At 54.8% G+C, this 25,686-nt stretch carries 26 protein-coding genes and 1 riboswitch; of the genes, 1 reads left to right on the top strand and 25 read right to left on the bottom strand.

Going from position 1 to position 25,686, the window contains the following annotated elements:
• Positions 1 to 25: 25 nt before the first annotated feature.
• From KXU80_RS17215 to KXU80_RS17325, 23 genes are all read right to left on the bottom strand, one after another.
• Entirely contained in the window at positions 26 to 1,495 is a 1,470-nt protein-coding gene (locus tag KXU80_RS17215; RefSeq protein ID WP_219834448.1) for an alkaline phosphatase family protein, read from the bottom strand.
• Positions 1,492 to 2,469: a lysylphosphatidylglycerol synthase transmembrane domain-containing protein gene (locus KXU80_RS17220; RefSeq protein ID WP_219834449.1), complete on the bottom strand. Its 978-nt coding sequence runs from the start codon at positions 2,467 to 2,469 to the stop codon at positions 1,492 to 1,494. Before KXU80_RS17220 ends, KXU80_RS17215 begins: the two co-directional genes overlap by 4 nt.
• A gap of 291 nt (positions 2,470 to 2,760) precedes the next feature.
• Complete coding sequence (locus KXU80_RS17225; RefSeq protein ID WP_219834450.1) at positions 2,761 to 3,159, bottom strand: F0F1 ATP synthase subunit epsilon; 399 nt, start codon at positions 3,157 to 3,159, stop codon at positions 2,761 to 2,763.
• Between the two features lie 59 nt (positions 3,160 to 3,218).
• Entirely contained in the window at positions 3,219 to 4,637 is a 1,419-nt protein-coding gene (gene atpD, locus KXU80_RS17230) for a F0F1 ATP synthase subunit beta (RefSeq protein WP_219834451.1), read from the bottom strand.
• A 181-nt stretch (positions 4,638 to 4,818) separates the two neighbouring features.
• On the bottom strand, positions 4,819 to 5,679 hold the full coding sequence (gene atpG / locus KXU80_RS17235; protein WP_219834452.1) for an ATP synthase F1 subunit gamma: 861 nt from the start codon (positions 5,677 to 5,679) through the stop codon (positions 4,819 to 4,821).
• Positions 5,680 to 5,805: 126 nt separating this feature from the next.
• Positions 5,806 to 7,320, bottom strand: coding sequence for a F0F1 ATP synthase subunit alpha (gene atpA, locus KXU80_RS17240; RefSeq protein WP_219834453.1), 1,515 nt, complete (start codon positions 7,318 to 7,320; stop codon positions 5,806 to 5,808).
• Between the two features lie 16 nt (positions 7,321 to 7,336).
• The gene (locus KXU80_RS17245; RefSeq protein ID WP_219834454.1) at positions 7,337 to 7,885 is read right to left on the bottom strand and encodes a F0F1 ATP synthase subunit delta; all 549 of its coding nucleotides are present in this window, start codon (positions 7,883 to 7,885) and stop codon (positions 7,337 to 7,339) included.
• Positions 7,882 to 8,364 carry a F0F1 ATP synthase subunit B gene (gene atpF, locus KXU80_RS17250; protein WP_219834455.1) on the bottom strand — a complete coding sequence of 161 codons (483 nt, stop codon included), beginning with the start codon at positions 8,362 to 8,364 and terminating at the stop codon, positions 7,882 to 7,884. The genes KXU80_RS17245 and atpF overlap by 4 nt, the downstream gene beginning before the upstream one ends.
• A 105-nt stretch (positions 8,365 to 8,469) precedes the next feature.
• Positions 8,470 to 8,694 carry a F0F1 ATP synthase subunit C gene (atpE, locus tag KXU80_RS17255; protein WP_219834456.1) on the bottom strand — a complete coding sequence of 75 codons (225 nt, stop codon included), beginning with the start codon at positions 8,692 to 8,694 and terminating at the stop codon, positions 8,470 to 8,472.
• Positions 8,695 to 8,764: 70 nt separating this feature from the next.
• Positions 8,765 to 9,517 carry a F0F1 ATP synthase subunit A gene (gene atpB, locus KXU80_RS17260; protein WP_219834457.1) on the bottom strand — a complete coding sequence of 251 codons (753 nt, stop codon included), beginning with the start codon at positions 9,515 to 9,517 and terminating at the stop codon, positions 8,765 to 8,767.
• Positions 9,518 to 9,931 carry an ATP synthase subunit I gene (locus KXU80_RS17265; RefSeq protein ID WP_219834458.1) on the bottom strand — a complete coding sequence of 138 codons (414 nt, stop codon included), beginning with the start codon at positions 9,929 to 9,931 and terminating at the stop codon, positions 9,518 to 9,520.
• Entirely contained in the window at positions 9,928 to 10,194 is a 267-nt protein-coding gene (locus KXU80_RS17270; protein WP_219834459.1) for an AtpZ/AtpI family protein, read from the bottom strand. Before KXU80_RS17270 ends, KXU80_RS17265 begins: the two co-directional genes overlap by 4 nt.
• Before the next feature lie 189 nt (positions 10,195 to 10,383).
• Positions 10,384 to 11,532, bottom strand: coding sequence for a non-hydrolyzing UDP-N-acetylglucosamine 2-epimerase (wecB, locus tag KXU80_RS17275; RefSeq protein WP_308858097.1), 1,149 nt, complete (start codon positions 11,530 to 11,532; stop codon positions 10,384 to 10,386).
• A 14-nt stretch (positions 11,533 to 11,546) separates the two neighbouring features.
• Positions 11,547 to 12,176 carry a uracil phosphoribosyltransferase gene (upp, locus tag KXU80_RS17280; RefSeq protein ID WP_219834460.1) on the bottom strand — a complete coding sequence of 210 codons (630 nt, stop codon included), beginning with the start codon at positions 12,174 to 12,176 and terminating at the stop codon, positions 11,547 to 11,549.
• A 199-nt stretch (positions 12,177 to 12,375) separates the two neighbouring features.
• Positions 12,376 to 13,497, bottom strand: a complete 1,122-nt coding sequence (locus tag KXU80_RS17285; protein ID WP_258171046.1) for an HD-GYP domain-containing protein — start codon at positions 13,495 to 13,497, stop codon at positions 12,376 to 12,378.
• 50 nt (positions 13,498 to 13,547) lie between these two features.
• The gene (locus tag KXU80_RS17290; RefSeq protein ID WP_219834461.1) at positions 13,548 to 13,916 is read right to left on the bottom strand and encodes a response regulator; all 369 of its coding nucleotides are present in this window, start codon (positions 13,914 to 13,916) and stop codon (positions 13,548 to 13,550) included.
• Between the two features lie 67 nt (positions 13,917 to 13,983).
• Positions 13,984 to 16,344, bottom strand: a complete 2,361-nt coding sequence (locus KXU80_RS17295; protein ID WP_258171468.1) for a hybrid sensor histidine kinase/response regulator — start codon at positions 16,342 to 16,344, stop codon at positions 13,984 to 13,986.
• Between the two features lie 170 nt (positions 16,345 to 16,514).
• Positions 16,515 to 17,762, bottom strand: a complete 1,248-nt coding sequence (gene glyA / locus KXU80_RS17300) for a serine hydroxymethyltransferase (protein ID WP_219834463.1) — start codon at positions 17,760 to 17,762, stop codon at positions 16,515 to 16,517.
• A 38-nt stretch (positions 17,763 to 17,800) separates the two neighbouring features.
• Positions 17,801 to 18,382, bottom strand: coding sequence for a TIGR01440 family protein (locus KXU80_RS17305; RefSeq protein ID WP_219839093.1), 582 nt, complete (start codon positions 18,380 to 18,382; stop codon positions 17,801 to 17,803).
• 36 nt (positions 18,383 to 18,418) lie between these two features.
• The gene (gene rpiB / locus KXU80_RS17310; protein ID WP_219834464.1) at positions 18,419 to 18,886 is read right to left on the bottom strand and encodes a ribose 5-phosphate isomerase B; all 468 of its coding nucleotides are present in this window, start codon (positions 18,884 to 18,886) and stop codon (positions 18,419 to 18,421) included.
• Between the two features lie 118 nt (positions 18,887 to 19,004).
• A riboswitch (ZMP/ZTP riboswitch) is annotated at positions 19,005 to 19,087 on the bottom strand.
• Positions 19,088 to 19,161: 74 nt separating this feature from the next.
• Positions 19,162 to 19,737, bottom strand: a complete 576-nt coding sequence (locus KXU80_RS17315; protein ID WP_219834465.1) for a low molecular weight protein arginine phosphatase — start codon at positions 19,735 to 19,737, stop codon at positions 19,162 to 19,164.
• A gap of 27 nt (positions 19,738 to 19,764) precedes the next feature.
• Positions 19,765 to 20,325 carry a manganese efflux pump MntP gene (locus tag KXU80_RS17320; protein ID WP_219839094.1) on the bottom strand — a complete coding sequence of 187 codons (561 nt, stop codon included), beginning with the start codon at positions 20,323 to 20,325 and terminating at the stop codon, positions 19,765 to 19,767.
• 224 nt (positions 20,326 to 20,549) lie between these two features.
• Complete coding sequence (locus KXU80_RS17325) at positions 20,550 to 21,650, bottom strand: L-threonylcarbamoyladenylate synthase (protein WP_219834466.1); 1,101 nt, start codon at positions 21,648 to 21,650, stop codon at positions 20,550 to 20,552.
• A gap of 314 nt (positions 21,651 to 21,964) precedes the next feature.
• Here KXU80_RS17325 and KXU80_RS17330 point away from each other — a divergent pair, with 314 nt between their 5' ends.
• Positions 21,965 to 23,419 (top strand): MDR family MFS transporter, encoded by a 1,455-nt coding sequence (locus KXU80_RS17330; protein WP_219834467.1) that lies wholly within the window; start codon positions 21,965 to 21,967, stop codon positions 23,417 to 23,419.
• 162 nt (positions 23,420 to 23,581) lie between these two features.
• Here KXU80_RS17330 and spoIIR read toward each other — a convergent pair whose 3' ends face one another.
• Both spoIIR and prmC read right to left on the bottom strand, forming a co-directional pair.
• On the bottom strand, positions 23,582 to 24,337 hold the full coding sequence (gene spoIIR / locus KXU80_RS17335; RefSeq protein ID WP_219834468.1) for a stage II sporulation protein R: 756 nt from the start codon (positions 24,335 to 24,337) through the stop codon (positions 23,582 to 23,584).
• A 194-nt stretch (positions 24,338 to 24,531) separates the two neighbouring features.
• Positions 24,532 to 25,578, bottom strand: a complete 1,047-nt coding sequence (prmC, locus tag KXU80_RS17340; protein WP_219834469.1) for a peptide chain release factor N(5)-glutamine methyltransferase — start codon at positions 25,576 to 25,578, stop codon at positions 24,532 to 24,534.
• Positions 25,579 to 25,686: the final 108 nt, after the last annotated feature.

Genomic DNA, 25,686 nt, shown 5'->3' on the forward strand with positions numbered 1-25,686 from the left:
CAACTTCTTTCTAAACCATAAAGGATTATTTCGTTTTCGCAAAAGCATCCGCCAGAACGGGTCCTCGGCTGTGACTCGGCAGCGGCGCCCCAAGCAAATAACTCAGCGTCGGTGCAACCGATACCAACGAATGCTTTGCGTCCACCTTCACGCCCTGACGTACATTGGGGCCGTACATGAAGAACGGCACATAGCGCTCTCCTTCATCTAGATGCCCATGGCCGCCGATCCCGTCGGCTTGTCCATGATCCGCACAGATGATGAACGTCGCGTTCTTCGCGTCGCCGCGCTCGGTCAGCCAGCCCACGAACTCCGCAATCAACGCATCGGCTTCTTCGATTTTTTGCCGATACTCGTCATATAATGCACCCATGCTGTGTCCTGTCTGGTCTGTCGCAATGAACTGCACGACCAGCAGGTCCGGATTCTGTTCTGCCATAATCAGCTTTGCGCGCTCCATGATGTTTCGATCTGCTTTATCGTTATGCATGACGGCCGTGACGCTCTCGACGTCGTCCCCCATGGAATCAATGAGATGCGCGATGCCGAGCAAACGACCGCGTTTGCCCACTTTGCGCAGGCTATCGAAGATGGATTCGACCTTGATGCCGAGCTTCCACACCATATTGGACGTAATACCATGCTCCCTCGGATACGTTCCCGTGAACATCGAAGAGAAACAAACCACCGTCCGTGCAGGATACAGCGTCTCCATCTGCGTATATTCCGTGCCCTCTGCCCGCCATTTCTTCAAGAAAGGCGCATTTGCCTCCTCGAAACGGTCCTTCCGCATGCCGTCGATAACCAGCACGAATACTTTACCCTCCGAGGGTGCTGACGGCTGCTCAAGCGGAGCCGTATAGCCTGGCAGCTCCTTCGGTTTCCAGTCGAATAAGTTGCGATGCAGCACGTAAGCATACAGCGCCGTACCGATTAGAAACCATGCATACACGCCCCAGCCAAAATCGCTTGCGGCCGCGCTCGCTCCCGACCACTTGGAGCCCGCCGTATCCACGACGAACAACAGCAGCAGAAACTTCGGCAGCTGCTCCTGTGCATTGCCGCTCGTGGAATCGCTGTTCTTCAGCACCAGCTTCCAGAACCGTTTGAAATTCCACCAGGAGGTACCGATTCGAAGATGGTAATAGAAGGTTCCCCAGAAGTAGATCGTAAAGAACAGGAAGAGTCCGATCCCGAGCGCATACAGCCCCAAATCAAGCGGCGTATCCCGCCATAGCACCAATGCTGCCACGACCGGAAGCCACAAATAGTTTCGCAGAAACAGGGGGAAATCATAATAGAAATAGAGTGCGAACAGCGGCAGTGCCGCCAGCAGTCCTAATCCGAATTGCGCCCAGAAGCTCCCGTCTCCCCAAGCGTTCATATGGTAAAGTACATACACCCCTATCGTAAAAATAGGCGTGAACGGTTTACCCTCGTTCAATAAATTCCAGCAGCGCGCCGCTACGATCTCAAACCCCGACGCCTTCTTCATTTTCTGATCCCCTCTCTCTTGCCGAGCCGCAGCCAGCTTCGCAGCTCCGCCCAGGTCACGGCAGACATCACGATCGATACCGTCCCGGTTACATATGCAAAAACGAATTTAAAACCATGCGAGAGCAAGGCCGCCGTATAGGCAGTACTTCCAGCAGCGCCCAGAATGCCAAGCGAGGCGGTGAGCGTTGTTTCATAGGTGCCGATGCCGCCGGGCGTAATATGAAAGATCTGTCCGGCAATCGTCATCCCAGTCACCCAAATCGCCTCGAGCGGGTTAATCGGCATACCGAGCGCACGGGTTACGCCATAGACGACCGAGCCTTCCAGCAGCCAGCAAGCCAGCGTAAGTAGCGCTGCAATTGTTCCTTTGCCCGAAGCCAGCGTAAGCCGAAGATGCTCATAATGATGCAGCACGAAGCCAAGTGCTCCGCGGTTCTTCGCCCCTGCTGCTTGCTGCTTTCGAAGCTGCTCCAATCCCAGCCATCCAAGCGCTGCAACCAAAACACCAGCCGCTAGCAGGGCCAAATACCAGGGCGAGGCTTCGATGCCTAACACGAAAGCCCCTGCAGAACCGATCAGCAGCAGCGAAGCCATATCGAGCACACGCATCGCCGCAACGGAATGGAGCGCATCATCCCAGCGCATAGAGGTACTACGTACCACTAATCCTGTTCGCGCCAAATCGCCTGCTTTCACCGGAAGCAGATGATTGATGAGCAGACTTACGAATAAGGGATGGATATAACGCGATAGCGGATCCTGCTTCTCTCGTCCTGCATAAAGCCGCCACGACAAGGCTTTCAACCAAAATGATAACCCATATCCTATTGTCATCAACATTAAGCTAACAGGCGCATGCAGCAGCTGCATGGCCGCTTCCCCGATCAGCTTGCCATGGAACCAGCGCACCGTAAACCAGACAAAGAGGGCAGCCAGAACAAGCCCGCCCAGAGTTACTCCTATTTTTCGCATATCGCTGTCCTGCCGTTCACCTCATTATGTTGAAATAATGAGAACCATTATCATTGAGTATAGTCGTCGAAACTACGCGCGTCAAACCTTTTTCGATCTTACGCAGATATCCCCATTCATAGCACAGAAGAATTAGTTTATCCACAATGTTATACACAAAATACCCACATTATCCACAATCGACTGGTGATAAACCCGGTTTCTCCTTTGCTATTTTGTGAATAACAAAAAAAAGACCGACCTCTGCAGATGGTTATCTACAGAAAATCGGTCTTTTTGTTCAAACGCTGATTAGCCCTGTTTCACAGCAAGACGATTCAATGCACGCTGCAGCGCAAGCTCTGCGCGCAGTTGATCGTAATCGTCCTTCTTGCCGCTCAAGCGCTGCTCTGCACGCTGTTTCGCTGATTCTGCGCGAGCGATGTCGATATCGCCAGGCAGTTCAGCGCTCTCCGCAAGGATAACCACTTTATCCTTACGAATTTCAAGAAATCCTCCGCCTACGGCGATGGTTTCTTGCGCGTTCCCTTTCTTAATCGAAACGGGAGCAATCTTCAAAGGCGTGACCATTGGAATATGATTGGGCAGAATGCCCATCTCTCCTTCAGAACCTTTGACGACAATCATATTTACATCCTCAGCATAAACCTTACGCTCAGGCGTTACGATTTCCAATAAAAAGGAGCTCATGATCTTACCCTCCCAATGCGCTTAGCAAACGAAAGCGCAACTTCATATGCATCCGCGAATTAAACCTCTTGCGCGAGTTTCTTCGCTTTCGCAACTGCATCTTCAATTGTTCCGACGTTGTGGAATGCCGGTTCAGGAAGGTCATCGTGCTTACCTTCAAGAATTTCCTTAAAGCTGCGTACCGTTTCTTTAACCGGTACGTACAGACCTGGCATACCATTGAACGCTTCGGCAACGTGAAGCGGCTGCGACAAGAACAATTGAATACGACGAGCACGGATTACGATGAGTTTGTCATCTTCAGACAACTCGTCCATACCGAGGATCGCGATGATATCCAAAAGCTCTTTATAACGCTGAAGAAGTTTCTTAACGCTTTGAGCAACTTGGTAGTGCTCTTCGCCAAGAATTTCAGGCGTCAGAATACGGGAAGACGAAGCGAGCGGATCTACAGCCGGGAAAATACCCATTGCTGCGATGTTACGCTCAAGGTTAGTCGTTGCATCCAAGTGGGCAAACGCCGTTGCAGGAGCCGGATCCGTATAGTCATCGGCAGGAACGTAGATGGCTTGAATGGAAGTAACGGAACCTTTTTTCGTCGAAGTGATACGCTCTTGCAGTTGACCCATTTCAGTTGCCAGCGTTGGCTGGTAACCTACTGCGGATGGCATACGGCCGAGCAAAGCGGATACTTCAGAACCAGCTTGTGTGAAACGGAAGATGTTATCGACGAACAGAAGAACGTCTCTTCCTTCTTCATCACGGAAATACTCAGCCATTGTGAGGCCTGTCAAAGCTACGCGAAGACGCGCACCTGGAGGCTCGTTCATTTGACCGAATACCATCGCCGTTTTTGCAATAACGCCGGAATCGCTCATCTCGTGGTAAAGGTCATTACCTTCACGAGTACGCTCACCAACGCCGGCAAATACGGAGATACCGCCGTGCTCTTGTGCGATGTTGTGGATAAGCTCTTGCATCGTTACGGTTTTACCTACGCCCGCACCGCCGAAGAGACCGATTTTACCGCCTTTGGAGTAAGGAGCCATAAGGTCGATAACTTTAATCCCTGTTTCCAGGATTTCTTGGGAAGTCGACAATTCGTCGAACGCCGGTGCTTGACGGTGGATCGGGTTAGCGATCGTGCGGTCAACATCACCATTGTTGTCGATTGGATCGCCCAATACGTTAAATACACGGCCCAGTGTTGCCGGTCCTACAGGTACAGTGATCGGCTTGCCCGTATCTACAGCATCTGTTCCTCTGACGAGACCGTCAGTGGAAGACATCGCAACGCAGCGAACCAAGTTGTCGCCGAGGTGAGTTGCTACTTCAACCGTAAGGTTGATATCGCGCTCGCCCGCGTTTTGAGCTTTTTTCTCGATTTTTATCGCATTAAGAATCTCAGGCAAATGTCCGTTGTCGAACGCAATGTCAACGACGGGTCCTGTTACCTGGACTACACGCCCCTTGCTCATTCATGTACCTCCTAAAAGCTTTCCAGAGGAAAGGTGACTCCGGAAGCGTAGACTTGTAAGCTTTCCGGAGGAAAGCTGACCCCGGAAGCGATACTTAGTTTTCCGGAGAAGAACTTCTCCGGAAGCATTTATTTAAGCGGTCCGGAGCAAGATTACTCCGGACACTTGTTTGTTATACCCCTTATGCCTGCGCGTTTGCTCCGCCGACGATCTCTGCGATTTCTTGCGTGATTGCCGCTTGCCGCGCACGGTTGTACGTCAACGTCAAGCCAGCGATCATCTTCGTCGCGTTCTTCGTTGCATTGCCCATCGCAGTCATACGAGCGCCGAACTCACTCGCTTTACCTTCCAATACCGCGCTGTAAATAACCGTCTCCGCGTATTTGGGAAGTAGAACGTCGAGCACCTTCTCAGGTGACGGCTCGTATTCATAGCTTGCCTTCGCGCCTGTAAATTGCGACTGATCCAGTGGAAGCAGCTGCTTAATGACAGGAACCTGGGTAATTGCATTATAGAATTGGTTGTATACGAGGTTCAACTCATCGTATTTGCCTGCTTCAAATCCTTTGACAGCTGCTGCCGCAAGCGATTTGATATCGGCAAATTTCGGCGAGTCGGACAATCCGGTTACTTCGTCCGCCAAGGTGATCCCTCTGCGCTTGAAGTAGTCGCGGCCTTTGCGTCCGATAACAAAAACATCGTATTCCGCAGGAGACTTATGCTTCTCTTGAAGCGTCACCCACACTTTACGCAGCACGTTCGCATTATAACCGCCTGCCAAACCACGATCTGAAGTCACGACCAGATAGGCCGTACGCTTAATTTCGCGGCTTTGCAGCATCGGATGCTTAATCGCGCCTCCGCCCGAAGCAATGCTCGCTACGACTTCTTTGATCTTGTCGGTATAGGGACGGGATGCTACAGCCGCGTCTTGTGCTCTTTTGAGCTTAGCGGATGCAACCATCTCCATAGCCTTCGTAATCTGTTTCGTATTCTGCTTGCTCTTGATCGAGCGTTTAATTTCGCGCATACCTTTAGCCATTCGTTGTCACCACCTTATTACCGACCACTTGGTGTCGCAAGCGACACCCTTGGCCAGTTCTATTCCACGCTATTTCTCGAACCGCGCGCAGCGCACTGCATGCGGTTCGAAGGTTGAAGAAATGGTTTATACCGAAACAGCAAAGCTGTTTTTGAACGATTTGATTGCTTCAACAAGAACTTTCTCATTGTCAGAAGTCAAATCTTTCGTATCGCGGATGGAAGCGTAAATCTCAGGCTTATTGGCATCCACGAAGGCAAGGAGTCCTGCTTCGAAACGACGTACATCTTGTACAGGAATATCATCAACGTGTCCGCGCGTTACCGTATAAAGGGAAACGACCTGGCGCTCTACCGGCAGCGGCTGGTTAACGCCCTGCTTCAAGATTTCCAGAGTACGCTCACCGCGGTTCAGACGGGACTGCGTTACTTTATCAAGATCGGATCCGAATGCTGCAAATGCTGCCAATTCACGATATTGGGCAAGGTCAGTCTTCAGTGTACCCGCAACTTTTTTCATAGCTTTGATTTGAGCCGAGGAACCTACACGGGATACAGAGTTACCAACGTTAACCGCTGGACGCTGACCGGAGTAGAACAGATCGGACTCAAGGAAGATTTGACCGTCCGTAATAGAAATTACGTTCGTTGGGATGTAAGCCGAGATATCGCCGGCTTGCGTCTCGATGAACGGCAGAGCAGTCAAGGAACCGCCGCCAAGCTCATCGTTCAGCTTCGCTGCGCGCTCAAGCAAACGGGAATGCAGGTAGAAAACGTCGCCCGGATAAGCTTCCCGACCCGGAGGACGGCGGAGCAGCAAGGAAAGCTCACGGTATGCTGCCGCTTGTTTGGAAAGATCATCATAGATAACAAGAACGTGTTTGCCGTTGTACATGAAGTACTCGCCCATCGAGCAGCCTGTGTAAGGTGCGATGTAAAGCAGCGGGGACGGCTCGGAAGCGCTCGCCGTTACGACGATTGTGTATTCCAAAGCGCCTTGTTGGCGAAGGGATTCAACAACCGTACGAACTGTGGATTGCTTTTGACCGATAGCAACGTAGATACAGATAACGCCGTTGCCTTTTTGGTTGACGATCGTGTCGATCGCGATTTGCGTTTTACCTGTTTGACGGTCGCCGATGATCAACTCACGTTGACCGCGGCCGACAGGAATCATCGCATCGATTGCTTTGATACCTGTTTGCATAGGTTCGAATACCGATTTACGAGCCATAACGCCCGGTGCCGGTGATTCGATTGGACGTGCTTCAGTTGTGTTGATCGGACCGTTGCCGTCAACCGGTTGGCCCAGTGCGTTAACAACGCGGCCAAGCAGCGCTTCACCGACTGGAACTTCCATGATACGTCCGGTTCTTTTTACTTGGTCGCCTTCACGGATACCTGTATAAGGTCCCATGATAACGACACCGACATTGCTTTCTTCAAGGTTAAGGGCCATGCCCATAACGCCGTTCGAGAATTCAAGCAGTTCGCCTGCCATTGCGTTCTCGAGCCCGTGTACACGTGCGATACCGTCACCGACTTGGATGACCGTACCGACATCTACGACTTGAATTTCGGATTTAAATTGTTCGATCTGTTGTTTAATCAGCGTGCTGATTTCATCAGGTCTGATACTCAATTCCGTTCACCCCTATCTACAATGCTTGAGTTTTCAATGCTTGTTCCAATCGAGCAAGCTTGCCGGAGAGGCTGCCGTCATAGAGACGATCGCCGATACGCACTTGTACGCCGCCGAGCAGAGCTGGTTCAACGATTTGTTTCGCGATAATGCGTTTGCCGACCATCGTGCCGAATTGCGCTGCCACTTTGGACAGCTCTTCCGCGGACAACGATTTGGCTGTATATATGGTAGCGTGTGCCTGACCCAGCGCATCCCCCGCTACTTTCGTATAAGCTTCATACACATCCTCGAGCGCGCCTTGACGGCCGCGAACGATAAGAAGTTCCACCGTATTCAGAACCATAACGGACACTTTGTCGGATAGAGCACCTTTAATAATGGCGATCTTCTTGCTGACCTCGACGTTTGGCAGTTCCAGGAACTTACGGATTTGTGCATCCCCGGACAAAGCGTCAACGACGATCTTGAGCTGTTTCTCAACATCAGCGACCGCATTATTGCTTTGTGCCAGTTCGAACAGCGCTTTAGCGTAGCGTTTAGCTACGACGCTCTCGCGGCTCATTTGCTTCCAACCTCATTCAAGTATTGGTTAACGAGCTGCTCCTGCGATTGATCATCGATTTGTTTCTCGATAATTTTGGAAGCAATCATGACGGACATGCCGCTGACTTGACCGCGAAGTGCGGCAATTGCTTTGTTTTTCTCGCTCTCGATATCCTTGACTGCGTCGTCTTTCAGACGGCTGGCCTCGGATTTAGCAGTTTGTACGATTTCGTCCGCTTGCTTCGAGCTCGTTTGTTTCGCCTGCTCGATAATGTCATACGCGTCTTTGCGCGCTTGTTGCAACGTTTGTTTCTGCTCTTCGTACTGCTGCTCCGCTTGTTTGCGGCTGTTCTCCGCGTTCTCAAGCTGTTCTTTTACGAACTGCTTACGCTGCTCCATGATGGAGAAGAGCGGGCCGAAAGCGTAACGGCTAAGCAACCAGTACAGAATGCCGAAAGAAATCAGTTGGATGAAAAAATTGGACCATACGATATCCAACGTACGTCACTCCTTTCCATGGATTAGCCGATCTCCGATAGGGGAAACAGGCAAAAGGAAGGCGCGGAGGCATATGGCACTCCCCGCCGCATTGCGATAATATGCTTAGGCTTTTGCAAGGAAGATGAACGCAAGAACGAGGGAAATAACTGGCAATGCCTCTACAAGCGCTACACCGATGAACATTGTCGTTTGAAGCGTACCGCGAAGTTCTGGTTGACGGGAGATACCTTCAACTGTACGACCTACGATCAAACCGTTACCAATACCTGCACCTAGTGCTCCAAGACCAAATACAATTGCTGCTGCAACTAATGCTAAAGCTCCCATTAGAGAAATCCTCCTTAAATGTTAGAAAATAGTTTATTTTTTCCTACTGATTAGCAGGTTTGTTACTGTGTTAATGTTCTTCGTGGACGATAGCCTGCGACATGTACACCATGGTTAGCATAACGAATACGAAGGATTGAATAGCGCCTACGAAAATACTAAAGCCTTGCCATACGATCAGAGCTGGAATACCAAACCAACCCATGCCCATGATAACAGAGATCATGACCTCGCCTGCGAAAATGTTACCATAGAGACGAAGAGAGAGGGACAATGGCTTCGCGACCTCTTTGATCAAATTCAGCGGGAAGAATGCAATGTATGGTTCGAAATAGTGTTTGAGGTAATGTTTGCGGTTGCGACGCAAGCCCTCAATATGCGTCAGAACGATAACGATTGCCATGAGCGCACCGGACACAGCGACATCCGCCGTAGGTGATTTCCACCAGGAGATGTGTGCTTCATCCTTACCGCCCAAATCAAGTTCCATGCCCCAGAATGTAGCGCCGTGATGCGCTTCCGTTACGATACCGAAAGGCAAGCCCAGCAAGTTGGCTACGAACAGGTACATGATCAGCGCGATGCCGAGCGTCAAGTAAGGACGACCTTTCTTGAGATCCATCGTCGTGCCGATGATATTGATAACGAATTCAATGACCCACTCCAAAAAGTTTTGCATTTTGGTCGGGTTCGTTACCGACGCACCCCGCACTGCCAATCTTGCAAGAATCAGTACGATAATGCTGGTGACAACAATCATGAAAATTGCAGCCAGGTCAAAGCGAATGCCGCCCAGATGCACTTCAGGAAAAATATGCTCCATTTAGTTGTTTTCACCCCTTTCATCGGAAGAATGCCTTGCTGCCGATCTACTCATGGAACGAAATCCCAGTATGAGTGTTGCCAATTGAGCAACAAATAATCCTGCGACCGCGCCGTAGAGATTGTAAGAAAGATACTCGGTAGCAATCACTACCGCGAGCAGCGCGATACATGCGCGCGTCAGAAATCCAAGATTGTTTCGCTTGGAGCTCTGCGCAGCAGCAGCTTTCGCACCGATTCGTTGTACTTTCCATGAAAGATGGAAGGCGTTTACAAGACTTGCCGCAGCGCCGAGAATCAATCCGCCAAAAAGCGGTTTGTACTCCGGAAGAAGGGCCCATCCAACAAAACATGCGGACAAAAAAAAGAACGTAATACGCTTAACCGTTCGAAGGTGGCTCGGCAAATCTTTCATGCTTTTGTTTTGCCCCCTGTAAACGTTCGAATCAGTAGTATGGCAATGACTGCCGCGATGATAAAGCCTGCGGCCATGCCAATGATAGCACCATACTCAGTACCTTGCGCACGGTCAATCTTCGAGCCGATCCAGTAGCCCAGACCGAGACATACGCCGATTGTACCGCCGACGGAGCCGATAAGGCCCATGGCCCGCCAAGGATTGTCGCCAAGGCTGTCGTTCCCCGTATTGCGATTGTTGTCGTTATGGGATGAATTCATCACGAATCACTCCAAAACTCTTATTTATTTTAGCCAAGCTGGTTCCTATTTGTCAATTGATATAAATTCAAACATTTAGTGAACAGATGGCCCAAAACCCTTGATTTACCTAGGTTTTTCGAGGTCTACAACCGTACAGTAGCACTGTATGCTGTAGCCTTCTCAGTGATACCAGTCTATTGGGGCAACCTATGAACGTTGTGTGAACGAAATAGGGCGCTCGGCGCGTCTTCCAAAATGATGCAGGATCGCCTGGACGATTCGTACCGAGGCTTGACCATCGCCATAAGGATTGGCGGCTTGACTCATCCGCGCATACAGCTGCGGGTCCGACAGCAAAGCGTGCGCCCTGTCGTATACGACGGCTTCATCCGTGCCGACTAGCTCCAGCGTTCCCGCTTCAATGCCCTCTGGGCGCTCGGTCGTATCGCGAAGCACAAGCGTCGGCAAACCGAACGACGGCGCTTCTTCCTGGATACCCCCAGAATCGGTCATGATCATATACGTATGGGGGAAGAAGTTATGCATCTCGAAGACATCAAGCGGTTCAATCAGCTTAATGCGCGGGTGATTGCCGAGAATTTCGTTCGCCGGCTCGCGCACCGCCGGGTTAGGATGCACGGCATAGACGATGACCACATCCTCGAATTCGTCCGCAATTCGTTTGACAGCGCGGAAAATATTGCGATGCGGCTCGCCCAATGCTTCGCGGCGGTGTGCCGTCATGAGAATCATCCGTTTGCCCGCAGCCCACTCGATGACGGGGTGAGTGAAGGAAGAGTCGACCGTATACTGAAACACGTCGGTCGCCGTGTTGCCGGTAATGTAGATAGCCGATTCCGGTTTGTTCTCCTTGCGCAGATTATCCGCTGATTTATCCGTCGGGGCAAAGTGAACGTCAGACAGCACGCCTGCCAGCTGACGGTTCATTTCCTCCGGGTACGGGGACATTTTGTTCCAGGTGCGGAGTCCGGCCTCGACGTGGCCCACTTGAATTTGCTGCACGAAGGACGCGTAGCTCGCAAGGAACGTCGTCTGCGTATCGCCGTGAACGAGCACGATATCCGGCTTGGATTCGCGAAGCACCGGCTCCAGCCCTTCCAGCACGCGAACGGTCGTTTCCGTCAGCGTTTGACGGTCCTTCATGACGTTCAGATCGTAATCGGGCGTGATTTTGAAGAAATCGAGAACTTGGTCCAGCATTTGGCGATGCTGAGCCGTTACGCAAACAACGGATTCGATCTCGTCGGGATGCTTTTGCAGCTCGAGCACGAGCGGAGCCATCTTCACCGCTTCCGGCCTCGTGCCGAAAATCGTCATTACTTTCAATTTAGCCAATGGGCTCACTCCTATTATTTGGTTCCGAACATGCGGTCGCCGGCATCGCCGAGACCCGGTACGATGTAGCCGTGATCATTGAGGTGACTGTCCATCGCAGCCAAATAAATGTCCACGTCGGGATGTGCTTGCTGAACGGCTTCCACGCCTTCCGGCGCCGCGATGAGGCACATCAGCTTGATTTGAGCGCAGCCGCGCGACTTGAGCGCCGCAATAGCCGCAATGGCGGAACCGCCGGTTGCCAGCATGGGATCGACAACGATGAGCATGCGCTCGGTCGCGTCGGAAGGCAAATTCACGTAATACTCGACAGGCTGCAGCGTCTGCGGGTCGCGGAACAAGCCGATATGACCGACTTTCGCAGCCGGAATCAGCTTCAGCATCCCTTCAACCATGCCAAGGCCTGCGCGCAGAATCGGTATGACGCCCAGCATGCGGCCCGAGATGACATTGCTCGACGCTTCAACGATCGGTGTCGTTACCGAAATCGTCTCAAGCGGCAAATCCCTCGTGATTTCATACGCCATCATGGTCGCGATTTCATCGACGAGCTCGCGGAAATCTTTTGTTTTGGTATCCTTGTTGCGAATAAACGTCAGCTTATGCTGGATGAGCGGATGGTCGCAAATTGTAAGAGTGCCCATTATATAATTCATCCTCCTGGAGAGCTTCTTCAACTGACTATTATAGCATCCGGCGGCCCAATGTGCACCTCATGCACATGAAAACAAAAAACCTACGCAAAGTATGCCCGAAAGCATCGATTTCTTGCATCTTCGAATGCCGTCCGAATGCGCTCTTCCAGTACGAACGAGCACCAGGACACCGCTTGCCGCGCCTCGGTTAAGAAGCTTCTTCGTCCCTCAGAGGAATTTCGTTAAGGTGGAATAATTGCAGCATCACATCTACGAGCTTCGGATCAAAATGAATGCCCCGCTGCCTCTGTACCTCGCTGATCGCTTCGTCAGGTGACCAGGCCTTCTTGTACGGCCGCTCATGCGTCAGCGCGTCAAAGAAATCGGCAAGCGCCACAATCCGCGCCTCGATTGGAATTTCCTCGGCCTTCAGCCCCCGCGGGTAGCCGGAACCGTCCCACTTCTCGTGATGGGATTCCGCAATGATGCCGGCGAGCTTCAATACCGCAAACGCGCTGCCCTCCAAGATGCTCGCACCGATCTTGGTGTGGGTCTTCATGTATTCGAACTCCTCCGGCTCGAACCGGCCCGGCTTGAGCAAGATTTCGTCGGAGATGCCGATTTTGCCGATGTCGTGAAGGGGCGCCGCCATCTCGATCAATTGAATTCTATGGTCGGAAAACCCGAGACGGGCCGCGATCAGACCCGACAGCTTGCCTACACGCTGCGTATGCTGTCCCGTCATATCATCGCGGTACTCCGCGGCCCGCCCGAGCAGCTGAAGAATCTCGAGCTTCGCCTGCTCCAGCTCTTCCGTGCGCTCGCGCACGCGCGCTTCCAGCATGTTGTTGTGCTGCTGCAGCTGCAGGTGCAGATGCCGCGTTCGCAGTAAATTGTTCATACGAAGCACGACTTCCGTCCGATCGTACGGCTTCGTCAAGAAATCGTTAACGCCCGCCTGCAGTCCATGCTGCTTGGCTTCAGGCGTAATATCCGCCGTCAGCATCAGAACAGGCAGATACTGCTCCTCCCCCATCTGCTCGCGAATGAGCTTCAATGCCTCCAAGCCGTCCATTCCCGGCATATGTAAATCCAGCAGCACGATATCCGGAGCGATCGTCGAGAGCAGCTGCTGGATTTCATGCGGATCCATCGTGCTGTGGATATGCCGGAAGCCCGCGCGTTTCAAGATGCGCTCCAAGAGACTGATATTGTATTCCTGATCGTCCACGATCAGTACGTTTGCGAGCTTCGGATCAAAAGCATCCATTGGGTTCACCTCATCTATTATAGCCATCGCATTCTGTCTGTAAGGTAACTTTGACTCCATAACGCTTCAATCCTGCTTAATCCTGCATCCATTCACGGCTTTTCTTCTATTCAGCGCTTCTCCAGCCAGACTTGTATCTTGCCGAGCAGCCGCTCCAAATCAATGGGCTTGGTGTCGAAATCATCGCATCCCGCATCGTAGGCCTTCTCCTTATCTCCAGTCATGGCATGAGCCGTCAAAGCGATGATGGGGATTTCCTTTGTTTCCGGCGTGCCCTTGAGCAGCCGGGAGGCTCCCCATCCGTCCAGAACGGGCAAGCTCATATCCATCAAGACGAGATCCGGCCGTTCCTTAACCGCCATTTCGACGCCTTGCTTGCCGTCCTCGGCCGTCATGACGACAAATCCTTTGCGCGTCAGTCTCCTAGACAGCATATCGCGGTTCATTTCATTGTCTTCGACCAACAGTATAGTGTTCATCGGGTCAAGCCTCCTCTTCTCTTCTTGTAGGAATCAGTCGCGCCGCACCCGCTGAATGATTCGGGCCTCACTCCTGCTTCTCTTGGGCGGCGGCGATGAATTGGCCAATTTCCGCAATGAGCGATTTGTGGTTAAAGGAGCCTTTTTGAACGACGCTCTTAACAAAGCCGTGCAGCCTCAGCCGATCTTCCGAAGTGATTGACTTCGCCGTGATAACGACGATCGGTACATCCTTGTAGCTCTCCTGTTTGCGCAGCTCGGCGACGAATTGAAAGCCGTCCATCTCCGGCATCATGAGATCCAGCAGAATCATCGCAGGCACATCCTGGGCCATGCCCTCGAGGGCAATCCGGCCGTTCCCGGCCTGCATGACCGTGTAGCCTTCTTTCTGCAGCAGCTTGGTCATCAGCTCGCTCGTCGTAGCGTCGTCTTCGATAACAAGAATAGAACGGTCGCTGCGGTTCGAGACGTACTTGTCCAGCACATCGATCAACTGGTCCCGCTGCACCGGCTTCGTCAGAAACTCCGAAGCGCCCAGCGTAAAGGCAAGCTGCTTGTCATTGGTCATCGACCAGATGACGACGGGAATATCGCGCAGCTCCGGGTCGTTCTTCAGTGCCGACAATACGCTCCACCCGTCCATTCCGGGCATTAGAATGTCCAGGCAGATCACCTTCGGGCGTAGCTTCTTCGACAGGCGGAGGCCCTCCTCGCCGCTCTCGGCAAAGGCCATCGTCCAGCCTTCTTTGGCGAAATACCGCCGCATGAGCTGCTGGTTGTAGGGCTCGTCGTCAATCAGAAGAATGCTGGCATGATTCATTTCTACCGCCTCGTATTCAACCGCCTGCGGCGAGATGGTCTCCGAGCTGGATGGCGACACAGGCAGCCAGCAGGTGAACGCACTTCCGGCCCCCATCTCGCTTTCGACCGATATGCTGCCGCCCATCAGGCTGCTAAAGCTCTGGCTGATGGCAAGTCCAAGACCGGTTCCGCCGTATTTGCGGGTGGTCGAGGAATCTGCCTGCGTAAACGGCTGGAACAGCTTCTCCACCTGTTCGGTCGTCATGCCGATTCCAGTATCCTTAATGCGGAAGGCATAGCCCTCTTGACTGGCGCGGGACTCGCGGAAGACGTCCAGGCTGATCGTGCCTTCCTTGGTGAACTTGCCCGCGTTGCTGATCAGATTGATCAGAATTTGCCGAAGCTTCGTCATATCCGTCGTAATCTCGCCTTGTACGGCGCTTGTCTCGAGGCGGTTGCCGTTGCTTACGATCAGCGGCTGGACGGTCGTAAGTACATCCTGCACCATTTCCTCCAGGTCGCAGGTTTCGTAGTACATCTCCATCTTGCCGGCTTCGACTTTCGAAATATCCAGGATATCATTAATTAGTGCAAGCAGATGATTGCCGGCTTTGCTGATTTTGCCAAGATCCTCGACGAAGGTCACTTCCCCGAGGTCCTCCGCCTCTTCCTTGAGCATTTCGCTGTAGCCGATGATGGCGTTAAGCGGCGTACGCAGCTCGTGGCTCATGTTGGCCAGAAACTGGCTCTTGACCCGATTGGCTTCGATCGCTTCGTCATGCGCCCTCTCCAGCTGTGCGGTGCGCTCCGTAACAAGCTCCTCGAGGTTATCGTTCAGCTGCCTTAATTCTAGGTTGATCATGTAAATCTCATTGCTCTTCTCCTGAATCTCATTGTCTTTATACGAGAAGCGATTGGAGATGTAGATCCCAAGCAGCGACATGCCAAGCGTGAACAAGGTGCCGCCCGAGATGAAATACGCCAGCCATTTCTGCTCCAGCATTTGACCGGAGGCCATACCCATCTTGGTTCCCATATGAAAGCTGGCGGCCAGCATCCCCGTATAATGCATACCGACGACGGCGGCTCCCATAATTAAACCGCTTCCAATTTTCTTCCAGACGTCTCCTATGCCGCCTTCCTTACGGAAGTAGAACGACAGCCAAAGCGCTGCGTTGGAGGCGGCAATCGCGATCACGATGGATAGCGCAAAATATAACGGATCATAGGTGATATCGACCTGCATCGCCGCCATCCCGATATAATGCATCGCCGAGATACCGGCCGCGAGCAGAAACCCACCGGAGAGGAGCTGGCGAAGACCGAACCGGCTGCCGCCGACAATATGCAGCGCAGCGAACGATGCGGCTATTGCCACCAGCACCGATATGAATACAAGCCATAGATTATAGGCGACTGGAACAGTGAACGACAGCGCCAGCATTCCGACAAAATGCATCGACCAAATGCCCATGCCCATGGCAACCGCGCCGAACAAGAGCCACAGCCAGCGATTCCTTCCCCTGGAGGTGCTGATTCTCCCCGCCAAATCGAGAACGGTATAGGAGGCGACGACGGCTACAAGATAAGAGAAAATTACCAATACGGAATCGTACGAACCGTGCATGTGGTCCAATTCATATCCCTCATTTATGTTGATAGTGTCTTAAATTTACCACAATAAGGTTGATAATTATATCGAGATTTGTCGAAAATGATCTGATTTTCGGACAGAAAAAAACTGCCTGCACCGTCGTCAGACGGATGCAGGCAGTTTGATGAACGGGGAACCGATGATTAATACGTCATGCCCGGATACAGCGGATACTGTGATACGAGATCGCTGACCATGCCGCGCGCTTTCTCAAGCACCGCTTCGTCCTTCGGATTCTTAAGCGTCATGGCGATAACTTCCGCAATGGTCGCCATCGCTTCCACGCCCAAGCCGCGCGAAGTCGCCGCAGGCGTACCGATGCGGATACCGCTTGTAATGAACGGGCTTGTTGGGTCAAACGGAATCGCGTTCTTGTTGACCGTGATTTGAACGGAATCCAGCACATGCTCCGCGTCTTTGCCTGTGATGTTCAGGTTGCGAAGATCGATCAGCATGAGATGGTTGTCCGTGCCGCCGGAGACGATGTTGATGCCTTTGGCAATCAGGGCGTCAGCAAGCGCTTTGGCGTTGTCCACGACGTTCTTGCCGTATGTTTTGAAAGAAGGCTGCAGCGCTTCGCCGAATGCAACGGCTTTGGCCGCGATGATGTGCATTAACGGACCGCCTTGGGAGCCCGGGAATACGGCTTTGTCGATCGCCGCTGCCCATGCTTTGCGGCACAGGATCATACCGCCGCGAGGTCCGCGAAGCGTCTTGTGCGTTGTCGTCGTAACGAAGTGCGCGTGAGGCACTGGGCTTGGGTGAAGACCTGCAGCAACCAAACCTGCGATATGCGCCATATCGACGAAGAACAGCGCGCCTACGTCGTCAGCGATTTTACCGAGCGCTTCGAAATCGATGATGCGCGGGTAAGCCGACGCGCCTGCGACGATCATGCGCGGACGGTGTTTGAACGCCAGCTTGCGCACTTCTTCATAATCGATCGTGAACGTGTTTTCGTTTACGCCGTAAGAAACGAAGTTATATAGAATACCGGAAGCGTTAACCGGGCTGCCGTGCGTCAAGTGACCGCCGTGCGCGAGGTTCATGCCCAGAACGGTATCGCCAGGGTTCAATGCTGCCAAGTATACAGCCATGTTCGCTTGTGCACCGGAGTGGGGCTGAACGTTCGCGTGCTCGGCACCGAATAGTTCTTTCGCACGATTGCGCGCGATATCTTCAGCGATGTCGACATGCTCGCAGCCGCCATAGTAACGTTTGCCCGGGTAGCCTTCCGCGTATTTGTTCGTCAGTACCGAACCCATTGCTTCAAGTACAGCCTCGGATACGATGTTCTCGGATGCAATCAGCTCGATGTTGTCGCGTTGGCGCTGCAGCTCAAGGCCAAGTGCTTTCAAGATTTCCGGATCTTGCTTACGTAGGTTTTCCATGTTCGTATATCCTCCTTAAAATAATTAACGTAGTGGATTTAATCGCAGGAGCCTGTGACGGCTTCTTGCTCCGTTTGTCGCGCGTAAACCGCACGTTCTCCGCCGATCAGCTTAGGACGGGCGTACGCCATCGTCAGATGCGCCTCGCCGATGGAACGAATGGAAGGACGGACCGGAACGGCCACGCGCTTCAAATGCATACCGATAAACGTGTCGCCGATGTCAATTCCCGCATGCGCCTGTACCGTCTCAGTCAGGCATGCGTCCTGCAAATGATTGAATGCGTAAGCTGCCATCGAGCCGCCCGCCCTGCGCACGGGAACAGCGGAGACAAGCTCCAGCCCGTAACGCTCCGCGGCATCCCTTTCCATGACGAGTGCCCGGTTCAAATGCTCGCAGCACTGAAATACGGGGTAGAACGCAAGTTCGCGCCGCACGGCTTCAACGCCGGCATAAATCGCTTCCGCCGTCTCCATCGTGCCGGAGGTCCCAATTCTCTGCCCCAGCACTTCGCTCGTCGATACGCCGATGACCAGCAGCTGACCCGCGCGGAGGCCCGAGACGTCCGCGAGCTCGCGGACCACGGTCTCCACATCGCGGGACAGCCGCGACAATTCCATTGCCGCTCCTCTATCGCTCACTTGTGGATCCGCTCCTTATTCCGTTTTAGACGCATGCGCGTACTTGTCCTCGATCGCCTTCACTTTGTTCAGGCGGCCCACATGGCGCTCGCTGTTCGAGAACGGCGTTTCGAGCCAGATGCGGATGATCTCCTGCGCAACGCCTGGCCCGATCACGCGCTCGCCCATCGCGAGCACGTTCGTGTCGTTATGCTCCCGCGTCGCCTGCGCCGAGAACAGATCGTGAACGAGCGCGCAGCGGATGCCGGCGACCTTGTTTGCCGCAATCGACATCCCGATGCCGGTGCCGCAAATCAGGATGCCGCGGTCGGCCTCTCCCTTCACAACATGATCGCATACCGGCATCGCGTAATCCGGATAGTCGACCGACACATTGCAATCGCAGCCGAGATCAATGATCTCATGGCCGAGCGACTGTATATAAGGCACCACGATTTCCTTGAGGCTGTAGCCTCCGTGGTCTGCTCCGATGGCGATTTTCATATTCCATATACCTCCCAATGAGACCGCACGCTGGCGGAAAATGTCGAATCACAATGGTTTTAGTATACCTGATTTCGCCGTAAAAGACGAAAAAAGAGCAAGCATGCTTACGCACGCTGCTCTTTGCCCAGGCGACCGGCCGTATGATCCGATGCTCCACCGTGGTTGGACCCACTTTCGTCGCCAGTTACATCGGAAACCGTCTTTAGTTGCTTTTATCATAACGGATCGCGGCGGCAAAATCAATCCAAAACCGCGATTCCCGCATGCCCTTTTCAACGCTGCAAACGATCAAGCAGCTTGATCAGCGCCTTCTCGATTTCGTCCGCGCTTTGCTCGTAGACATGCAGCGGCCCTCCGAACGGATCCGCGATATCGAAGCTCGGAATACCGCCCTCCAGCTCTAACAGCCTTGCGCGTTCCGCGCTCGTCAGCTGGCCGCCGAGCGCCTGCTTCATCTGCCAATCCGTATAGAGGCTCTCGAGCTCCGCGATCTGCTGCAGAAGCTCTTCGTCGCGGTTGACGAACTCCAGCAGCGTGTAGGTCTTATCCACCGCGCCCGGAAATCGCTGCAGCAGATTGCGTTTATGGCCTGCCGTCATCGTCAGGATCAAATCCGCCCAGGTAACGGAGCCATTCTCAAGCGCAGTGGAACCATTGTTATGTTTAATGTCCCGGCGAAGCAGCGCCGTCTGCGCGTGCGCCGATACAGGAAGACCGTCGACCGTGGAAACGCCCGCGGAACGAACCTCCAGCGCCAAGCCGCGTTTCTGCGCAAGCGACCGAAGCATGGCCTCCGCCATCGGAGAACGGCACGTATTGCCGGTACAGACGAATAAGATTCGTTTCATGCGTGATTCCCTCCTCTAGCTTGGCTGTCAAAATAAGATTAAAAGACCGAAGGTGAGCAGAATGACGCCCCCGACCGCCTCGCCATACTCGCCGAGGCTGGAACGGACGCGGCGGCCGATCAACAGTCCTATGATAGACATGAGGCCGCCGGCAAAGCCGAACAAGAGCACGGCCAGCAGCATATCGACGGCGAACATCCCAAGCGAGATGCCGACCGAGAACGAATCAATACTGACGCTGAGCGCGAAGATCAGCATCCCCCACGAGCTGCGGTGATTGATGGACTGGGCGGCTTCCCCGCGAAGCGAGCTGTAGATCATATGGCCGCCGAGCAGAAGCAATAAGCCTCCAGCCGCCGAGGTTGCCACGCTCCCGAGCAGGGCCCCGACGTAGTTACCCATAAAGATGCCCATCAGCGGCATAATGATGTGAAAAATTGCAATAATGGCGCTCAGCTTGAGAATTTCCAGCATCCGTATGCCTTTGAGCCCGATACCCACGCCAAGGGAAAAAGCATCCATGCCGAGCGCTACCGCGATAATGATCAGCGTAAGCAGCTGCCCGGTATCCATGCCCGCCTCCAACATTCCACTCACTCCTTGTCCGCTATCTCCTCCAAGCATATGCGGACAAGATTGGAAAGATGACCCAGAGGCGGGACAAGGCGGCTGGGCTGGGAGACGCCGAAGTGCGAGGGAATGGCCCCCCCCGGCGGTTTGCGCTCAGGGCAGCATTGCAGGCACGCGATTGCGGCGCATCAGCCTGAGCCTCGGATGCGCGGGCGGCCCAGGCGGGCGAGGTCTGCCGCCCGCTAGACCTCGATGACCGCGTGGCCGGCGGCTTTGGCCAAGCGGTTCATCAGCGCGTGCCCGATGCCTTGCTCGGGGCACGTCTCGGCCCAGATGCGCTGAATGCCCTGCGCATCGAACTCGCGCAGCGAGGCGTATAAGCCGTGCGCGACGGAATCAAGCCGCGCGAGGCTGCCGACGACGAGCACGCAGTCGGCGTCGTACCGAGCGGCATGCTCGGCGAAGGCGAGCACGCCCGTGCGCTCGCCGTTCTTGCGCGCCTCGCGGACCTGCGCCCCGATCCAGGCGGAGACCGCTTCGGCGTCGCCTTTGACCAGCTGCATGAGCCCTTGCGGCGCGTAATGCGCGTATTTCATGCCGGGCGAGCGGGGCGCTTGCGCGTCTGCCGCGTTCGAGCTGCTCTCCGGCGCGGCAACCGCGTCGTAGACGACCTCAGCGCCTGCTTCCCGCAGGGCTTCAGCGGTGACCCCGCCCGGACGCAGCATGCGAACCGTTCCGCCGTCCACGATCTCGACGACGGTGGATTCCAAGCCGACACCCGCTGCCCCGCCGTCGACGATGCCGTCGATGCGGCCGTCCAGATCGTCGCGTACATGCGAAGCCAGCGTTGGGCTCGGGCGGCCCGAACGGTTCGCGCTCGGCGCGGCGAGCGGGCAGCCCGACGCCGCAATCAGCGCAAGCGCGACGGGATGCGCGGGCATCCGCACCGCAACGGTGTCCAGCCCGGCGGTCACACGCGGCGATACCGCCCCGGGCTTCACCGGCAGCACGAACGTGAGCGGCCCCGGCCAGAAGCGGTCCATGAGCCGTCCGGCCAGCTGCGCGGCAGCTTCGGTTGCGAGCGGCTCCGTCAATTCCGCGAGCTGCGCACGGTCCGCGATATGAACGATAAGCGGATTGTCGGACGGCCTGCCCTTAGCCTCGAAAATCCGTTCCACCGCTTCCGTGCGCCGCGCGTCTGCTCCCAGACCGTACACGGTTTCCGTCGGAAAGGCTACGGTTCCGCCAGACTTAAGCCGTTCCGCTGCGGGCTTCAACTGCTCGCGATCCGGCGAATGGCTGTCTACATGCCAATTGGTTGTGTTTCGTACAGGTATCTTCATCGCTTCACTTCTCTGCTTCCCCGGCTTCTGCAAAAATTTGCGTCGTTTTTAATTTCTATTATAGCATACGCCATCCAGCATGAAACGAAGCCGCAGCCGCCTATCCTTGCAGCAAACGCCGATTGCGCGGCATCGCCAGCAATTCCACGAAAAACCAAGCTCTGCCCCCGTGTATGCGGTTAAATTGAGCCCAGCGGCCCGCTGTCACGATTCGCTTGCATTGACGGCGGGAGGCCGCAGCAGTATGATTTCATTTGTCCCTTTTTATTATGTCAATATAGACATATAGTAAATTTGAACGGAGGCTTACTTCTATGCAATCGTCCGAACCACAGAAGCAGATCCGCATTTTGCCGATCATGATTGCCGTTTTCTTCGGCAGCTTCGTGTCGGTCCTTAATGTCAGTACGATCAATATCGCGATTCCCGTGCTCACGAATCAATTCCACACGGAGCTAAGTACCGTGCAGTGGACACTCACCGGCTTCCTGCTCGCCATGGGCACGTTCGCCCCGATTACCGGGTATTTCGGCGAAAGGTTCAGCTATAAGCGGCTGTTTATTTTCGCGATGTCCGGGTTCACGCTCACAAGTGTTTTGTGCGCGCTGGCTTGGAACGCAGAATCGCTCATTGCTTTTCGCATTTTGCAAGGCGCGTTCACCGGCATGGTCTCGCCGATTACGATGGCGATCGTCTACCAAATCATCCCTCGCGAGAAGCAAGCCATGGCCATCAGCTTCTGGGCCGCTTCGGCCATGCTTGCGCCGGCGCTCGGACCCACGTACGCGGGCTGGCTGCTGGACAATATGAGCTGGCAGTGGCTGTTCTGGTTCAACGTACCGATCGCAGTTGCCGGCATCGCGCTGATCATGGCGTATATTCCTTACTATCGGCTTAATGTGCCGAAGAAATTCGATCTGATCGGCTTCATCACCGTCATCATCAGCAGCTCCACGCTGCTTGTTGCGCTGTCGCACGGCCGCGAGTGGGGCTGGTCATCCTGGCAGACGCTGACGTTGTTCATCTGCGGCATCGTCTTCTTAATCCTGTTCATCTGGCGCGAGCTGACGGCAGAGACGCCGCTGCTCAATCTGCGCGTGCTTGCGATCAGCCGCTATTCCATCGCGCTCGTCGTTTCCAGCATCATTACGATCAGCCTGTACTCTGGTACGTTCCTAACCCCGGTCTTCCTGCAAAATATCCAGCAGGTTACGCCGCTCGAAACGGGCCTGATCCTGCTCCCCGCGTCGCTTGCGATGGCGCTCATGATGCCGTTCGTTGGAAAACTCTATACGTTGACGAGTCCGCGCGTCCTGCTTTCGATCGGCATATTGCTGATGGCCGCAGGCACGCTGCCGCTCAGCTGGCTGAGCGTCGATATTTCACACAAGTACATCGTATTCTGTATGGTGATCCGCAATATTGGCATCTCGTTTTCCATGATGCCTGCCAGCAACGCGGGCATGCAAGCCGTGCCGAAGCATCTGAGCGGCCACGCATCGTCCCTGAACAACTGGGTGCGCAACGTATTTGGTTCCTTCTCCATCGCCGTATTCACCTCCCTGCTTTCTTCGCGGGCCGTGCATCATGCGCAGGACTTCGTCAAAGCCGGCGTGAAGGATCAAGCGCATATCCGCGTGATGTCCTTCACGATGAGCGTGAACGACGTGTATTTCATTGCCATGCTGATCGTGCTCGTCGCACTGCCGGTCTGCTTGTTCCTTCCACGGCTGAAGCCGCAAGAGGAGAAGCTCGAGAAGGCTGCTTAAATCCGCCTCGGAGACTCTGTACATCAGTTGAGTATAGGCGAATGGCTGTCCCTATCACTGCGTTTACCCGGTTGGCTGCAAATAAAGGCTCATTCGCACAGGATGCGAGTGAGCCTTTATGGTATATAGGCCAGGTAGTTGTTTAACCTCTGCCGATCCGGATTAGAACAGATGCTTGAAGAAGCTGAAGATGGATTTGATAAGCTCCCACAGGAAAAACTTCACTTCCGGCTGCTTAGGCGTGCTCTCCTGTTCGGCTTTGGCAGGCTGCACTGCAGCTGCACTCTTCGAAACCGAAGCGGAAGGCTTGGAGACATTTGCCGTTTTGGCGCCGGAATCGGTTTGTTTGTCGCCAGCCTTAACTGCTGCTGCCGTCGCTGCCGAGGCAGCAGGGGTCGACGCTTCACCGCTTACCGCGTCCACGAAGCAGAGCGGCGGGAACAAGACGCACCACCAATTCTGACCGGCGCCGGCGCCTAAGGTGATGCGAAGCGCTTCGTAGTTGCCTGCCGGGTAAACCTGAGTTCCGTATATTTTAGTCGGAAACGGCACGATGCCGAGCTCCGCGTGATAGCCGTATTGAAAACCGCGCGCTTGCAGCTTGGCGGCAATGATCGCTTCGATGTCGCTCATATGCGAGCGGATCGTGCTGCGGGCTTCCACGATCGTTTGGGGACCTGTTACCCACTTGTTCATCTCGGCAACGACAGCGTCGCGCACCTCGCGTTTGACCGCTTGATCGGACGCGCTGTCGGAATTGGCCAGAATCCGCAGACGGATGGATTCCGCAGGGATGCTTCCGCCGGCAATCGCCGCGTCGGCGCGCTGGCTTTCCCAGCTCATAAGAAGGATCGCTGCAATCAGCAGCACATAGCCATAAACAGGACGATAAGGAAAACGGGAATAAGTGCGAATCATGACACAAGCTCCTTTGTGGCACCCGTCGGTGCGGCGGCTTGCGTTCCGGAACGATTATATCCCCAGTATGTCCGGTGTCGGCAGTCTGTAAACCTAGCAGGCTATTAAAAAAATTGCAAGAAGGAAGAGAGAAGCAAAGGAAGGCGTCCGTAAGCGGGACGCCTTCCTTTGTAAGGCCGATCTATGATTTATGGCTACTCCACTGCCAGCACGTGACGGTCGATTCCGGCGTAATCGGTGATGATGCGTACTTCGCGCCATGCGCCGATGCCGCGGAGCAGGTCCGCGACGGCTTCCGCTTGGCCGATGCCCAGCTCGAAGCCGACGATGCGCGGCATCGCGGAGAGCAGCGCGAGCTGCTCCGCCATGCGCCGGTACGGCGTCAAGCCGTCGTCGCCGCCGTCCAGCGCGAGACGCGGCTCATGATCGCGTACCTCCGGCTGCAGGCCGGCAATATCGCCCGCCGGGATATACGGCGGGTTCGAGACCAATACGTCGATGCGCAGGCCGGCAACGCCCCCGGCCCCGCCATCGTGCGCTCCGGGCCGCGGCTGCGCGAACGGCCCGAGCAGGTCGCCCTGCACGAACGTCATGCGCGCCGCCGCATCATGGCGCGCCGCGTTCGCGCGAGCAACCTCAAGCGCGTCCGGCGACAAATCGGACGCGCAAACCCGCCACCCTGGACGCAGCGCCGCAAGCGTCACGCCGATGGCGCCGCTGCCCGTGCCGACATCGACAACCGTCGGCACGGTACGCTCTCCCGCCGCAGCCGCTCCGCGCATACTGCTCGCCCCTGCTGCCCCACCCAGCGGTAGTACGCCGTTTCCATCCGCTGCCGTGCCTGCCGCCTCCGGCCACAACCGGTCGGCCGCCTCCAGCACCGCTTCAACGAGCAGCTCCGTTTCCGGCCGCGGAATAAGCACCGCCGGCGTCACCGTATACGGCAAGCCGTAGAACCACTGCTCGCCGATCAAATACTGCACCGGCTCGCCCGCCGCTTTGCGCGCGATCAGGGCCTCCCACACCGCCAGCTGCTCCGGCGGAAACGGCTCCGTCCAGTCGCGCAGCAATGCCGCGCGGTCCAGCCCCAGCACATGCAGGAGCAGCAGCTCCGCATTATTGCGCGGCTCCATAATGCCGCGCGCCTTCAGCAGGGAAGCCGCGCGCACGCAGGCTTCTCCGATCGTCAAGGGCTGCGGCGGTCCCGCAGCGCCGATCCCTATATTCTTATGCTCCGCCATCCGCGCAGCACCTCCCTATGTCGCTGTTCATGCTTAACTGAAATTGCCACCGCACCTGCTTCATCCTGCGACTAACACCCATTATGCCGCAAAAACGGGAGCGCCCCA

It is taken from the genome of Paenibacillus sp. R14(2021) (genome assembly GCF_019431355.1).
Classification (GTDB): Bacteria; Bacillota; Bacilli; order Paenibacillales; family Paenibacillaceae; genus Paenibacillus_Z.

Bases quoted from the DNA above. Each gene is read 5' to 3' on its own strand.
- prmC (WP_219834469.1), bottom strand. From the start codon at position 25,578: ATGGCGGAGCATAAGAATATAGGGATCGGCGCTGCGGGACCGCCGCAG.
- KXU80_RS17285 (WP_258171046.1), bottom strand. From the start codon at position 13,497: ATGGAGTCAAAGTTACCTTACAGACAGAATGCGATGGCTATAATAGAT.
- glyA (WP_219834463.1), bottom strand. From the start codon at position 17,762: ATGGAAAACCTACGTAAGCAAGATCCGGAAATCTTGAAAGCACTTGGC.
- KXU80_RS17330 (WP_219834467.1), top strand. From the start codon at position 21,965: ATGCAATCGTCCGAACCACAGAAGCAGATCCGCATTTTGCCGATCATG.
- KXU80_RS17325 (WP_219834466.1), bottom strand. From the start codon at position 21,650: ATGAAGATACCTGTACGAAACACAACCAATTGGCATGTAGACAGCCAT.
- spoIIR (WP_219834468.1), bottom strand. From the start codon at position 24,337: ATGATTCGCACTTATTCCCGTTTTCCTTATCGTCCTGTTTATGGCTAT.
- KXU80_RS17225 (WP_219834450.1), bottom strand. From the start codon at position 3,159: ATGAGCTCCTTTTTATTGGAAATCGTAACGCCTGAGCGTAAGGTTTAT.
- KXU80_RS17315 (WP_219834465.1), bottom strand. From the start codon at position 19,737: ATGAAACGAATCTTATTCGTCTGTACCGGCAATACGTGCCGTTCTCCG.
- atpD (WP_219834451.1), bottom strand. From the start codon at position 4,637: ATGAGCAAGGGGCGTGTAGTCCAGGTAACAGGACCCGTCGTTGACATT.
- KXU80_RS17305 (WP_219839093.1), bottom strand. From the start codon at position 18,382: ATGGAATTGTCGCGGCTGTCCCGCGATGTGGAGACCGTGGTCCGCGAG.
- atpG (WP_219834452.1), bottom strand. From the start codon at position 5,679: ATGGCTAAAGGTATGCGCGAAATTAAACGCTCGATCAAGAGCAAGCAG.
- KXU80_RS17270 (WP_219834459.1), bottom strand. From the start codon at position 10,194: ATGAATTCATCCCATAACGACAACAATCGCAATACGGGGAACGACAGC.
- rpiB (WP_219834464.1), bottom strand. From the start codon at position 18,886: ATGAAAATCGCCATCGGAGCAGACCACGGAGGCTACAGCCTCAAGGAA.
- KXU80_RS17290 (WP_219834461.1), bottom strand. From the start codon at position 13,916: ATGAACACTATACTGTTGGTCGAAGACAATGAAATGAACCGCGATATG.
- KXU80_RS17320 (WP_219839094.1), bottom strand. From the start codon at position 20,325: ATGTTGGAGGCGGGCATGGATACCGGGCAGCTGCTTACGCTGATCATT.
- KXU80_RS17220 (WP_219834449.1), bottom strand. From the start codon at position 2,469: ATGCGAAAAATAGGAGTAACTCTGGGCGGGCTTGTTCTGGCTGCCCTC.
- KXU80_RS17265 (WP_219834458.1), bottom strand. From the start codon at position 9,931: ATGAAAGATTTGCCGAGCCACCTTCGAACGGTTAAGCGTATTACGTTC.
- KXU80_RS17295 (WP_258171468.1), bottom strand. From the start codon at position 16,344: ATGCACGGTTCGTACGATTCCGTATTGGTAATTTTCTCTTATCTTGTA.
- atpB (WP_219834457.1), bottom strand. From the start codon at position 9,517: ATGGAGCATATTTTTCCTGAAGTGCATCTGGGCGGCATTCGCTTTGAC.
- KXU80_RS17215 (WP_219834448.1), bottom strand. From the start codon at position 1,495: ATGAAGAAGGCGTCGGGGTTTGAGATCGTAGCGGCGCGCTGCTGGAAT.
- KXU80_RS17245 (WP_219834454.1), bottom strand. From the start codon at position 7,885: ATGAGCCGCGAGAGCGTCGTAGCTAAACGCTACGCTAAAGCGCTGTTC.
- atpE (WP_219834456.1), bottom strand. From the start codon at position 8,694: ATGGGAGCTTTAGCATTAGTTGCAGCAGCAATTGTATTTGGTCTTGGA.
- upp (WP_219834460.1), bottom strand. From the start codon at position 12,176: ATGGGCACTCTTACAATTTGCGACCATCCGCTCATCCAGCATAAGCTG.